Source organism: Microcoleus sp. K5-D4 (assembly GCF_036704575.1).
Classification (GTDB): Bacteria; Cyanobacteriota; Cyanobacteriia; order Cyanobacteriales; family Microcoleaceae; genus Microcoleus.
In genome coordinates, this window is sequence record NZ_JAUBSD010000183.1 from 1 (window position 1) to 2,756 (window position 2,756).

The following is a 2,756-nucleotide window of genomic DNA, read 5'->3' on the forward strand; positions in this document are numbered from 1 at the left end:
CCATATATTGAGTTACCTCAGTAGATGTGTTCTCTTTCTTTACTTATTTTAACATAGTTCGGTTTTTTGGCGCCGACTTACTTAGCAATTAATACATTTGAGATTCAATTTCGTCAAAAGTAACAAAACGTTCACCCGGCAATAAAATCGGCTGCGAAGCAAAAATTACCTGGCCTCGATCGCTTCCTTGACTGACAACTACACCCGCCGGACGCTGCATCTGCTCGGAATGCACTTTCAGATACATACCATAGGCCGATCGAGCAGCTCGGATCAAATCGGGAGCTAGCAAGCTGTGAGTCTCGGAAGTTTCTATAGTGGGTTCTGGGTTGGGCTGGTATGGAGTCACTGGAAACTTATCATAATGGTATAGGTCGAGTTATTGGTGTAGCATCTCGATTGATCGAACTTACCCTATTTTTTAAGAATAAACTTAGGTGGAAATTATTAATAGATTAACCTACAATCCTCCCTTGGCTGCGATCGAACTGCGACTGCGATCGCTCCTTTCGGCTCAACTGTACGCTGCTGCGTGGGTAGATCCGTCCCCCGCAACGCTAATGGGGGTTTTCGATCACCTGCGAACTCTGCGCTACATCCTCCACGACTACGTGCCCAGGCCAGTGTCCGAATCTCCGCCCAACCCGGGCGAGGTGCGCTACCAGTGGCAAACAGGCACATTGCTGTTCACGGATTTGGCAGGGTTTACCTCGCTGTTGGAAGCGAACGCGACCCAGGGGCGCAAGGGAGCTGAAAGCCTGCTGGGCGTGATTAACGACTATTTTGCCTCAATGATTGAAATTGTGAGCAAATCGGGCGGGGATTTGCTGGAGTTTACCGGAGATGCGATGCTTGTGCAGTTTCTATCAGGAGTTTACCAAGAGGATACAGCGAGGGCGGTGCGGGCGGGTTTGCGGATGCAGCGGGCGATGGCTGAATTTGCCAATATTGAAACGGCGCGGGGTGTTTTCTCTTTGAGGATGCGGGTGGGCATCCACTGCGGCCGCTACATTAGTGCTGACATCGGTACACCGCAGCGGATGGCTCACGTACTGCTGGGACATTCAGTCCAGCAAGCCAAGCAAACTGAGGGTTCTGGGAGTGTGGGGCGGGTGTGTGTGACTGAAACTGCTAGAGAGTCTTTGGGAGAGCAATTTCGCTTTGAACCCGGGAAACAGGGTTATTTTTTGGTGGCGGACGATTTCACGGACGATCGACTCGGAGAGTATGATATCACTTTGACTGGGCGGCGGATGCCGAGTTCGGTATTGCTCGATCGCAGCGTTGCGGGCTTGGTAAAAGAAATCGGGGAAGCTGTGAATCGGCTTGAACCTCTTGCTAGTTATATTCCCAACACTATCCTGAGACTGCTGGTGGAAAATGCAGACAGGCGGAAAATTCCGCCGGATTTTCCTGAACCGACCGTGATGTTTGTCAACTTGATAGGTTTACCGGAGTCTGTGGAGAAAGCTTCGCCGGACGAAGAAGTCAACCTGGTAGTGGGTTTTTCTCGGGTGTTTGCGTTGATCGATGCTGTAGTCTCAGCTAAAGGGGGCGTGTTGCAAAAAGTAACGGCGCACTTAGATGGTTCGGATATGCTGATTTATTTTGGCGTGCCCGACGCTCACACGGATGACACCAGCCGCGCGGCTAGTGCCGCGATTGCAATCCGAGATATCATTGCTGGTTTGCCTCTGGTAATTATCGCGGGTGAAGAAATAAAAGTAAGCTGTCAAATTGGGCTGTCCCTGGGGCCGGTGTTTGCTGCTGAGGTTGGGGAACCGCGAGGGCGCAGGGAGTTTAATATCCTCGGGGATACGGTGAATACGGCTGCTCGGTTGATGAGCAAGGCGGGGGAAAACCAAATTTTGATTGCTGAAAGGGTGTATGAGTCGATCGATCTCAACTTCATTTGTGAGGCTTTGGGATCTGTTGCTCTGAAGGGGAAATCTGCTCAAACTCCGATTTTTGCTTTGCAAGGTGCAAAAGGGGAGAAGGGAAAAGGGGGCGTTTAAATAACTTTGCTGGCTAATAATGGCATACTACTGGTCAATTGAGAGCATGACAAACCATTACCGCATCATTAATCATTAATAATGATGCGCGAGCGTACCCCAAAATATTTAAATACGGTAAAGCGATAAAATTAGCGTATATAGCCTGTAATACTCCAACAACGATCGCGATCGTTGGTGCTGGCTTTAGTGGTTCTCTAGTAGCGACTAACCTGTTAAACGGAACTTACCCCCTGCGGGGGTAGTTCAGGGGGCTGTATTCTTTGTCCCGTCTCGATTTTAGCGACTAGACTGCCGACAAACCGTAGTCATTTATTTAAGATTTTCTTAATATTTAGGCCCAGAGTATTGTTCTCTGATGAATTTAAGCAAAAACTCCGCCACATAAGGGTTGTAAGAGATTGTAGTCATGTAAAAGACTTGGACGCTCCGGGCAAGTCTCACCTCGCAATGGTTTCAGACGGAACTTACCCCGCACACGGCGTAAGTCCCGGTTAAAAACAGCTAACCGCCCCCTGCTAATCAAGCTGATTGAGCGCGCGATCGCCATATTGGCAAGGGAGTTGCCTATAGCACCACCAAAAGTCGAGTTGGTTTTTTTAACCATTGATCTTGAGTGTGCCTTGCTGTAAGGAATGAAAATTTAATAACATCAGCGATGTAGAATAAATAAATGAGTGAATATGAAGAGGTTTATGTTTCGGTAGAGATGTCAAATATTATACCTACTTGGTTCTTCTT

General features: G+C 48.5%; 2 protein-coding genes. One reads left to right on the forward strand and one right to left on the reverse strand.

All coding sequences use genetic code 11. From position 1 onward, the window contains the following. Positions 1-88: 88 nt before the first annotated feature. A complete protein-coding gene (locus QUA77_RS28830; protein WP_333035570.1) occupies positions 89-349 on the reverse strand; it encodes a hypothetical protein in 261 nt (86 codons plus the stop codon). 88 nt (positions 350-437) lie between these two features. Between QUA77_RS28830 and QUA77_RS28835 the strand changes: the two genes are divergently transcribed. Then, the gene (locus tag QUA77_RS28835) at positions 438-2,015 is read left to right on the forward strand and encodes an adenylate/guanylate cyclase domain-containing protein (RefSeq protein ID WP_333035569.1); all 1,578 of its coding nucleotides are present in this window, start codon (positions 438-440) and stop codon (positions 2,013-2,015) included. Positions 2,016-2,756 lie beyond the last annotated feature (741 nt).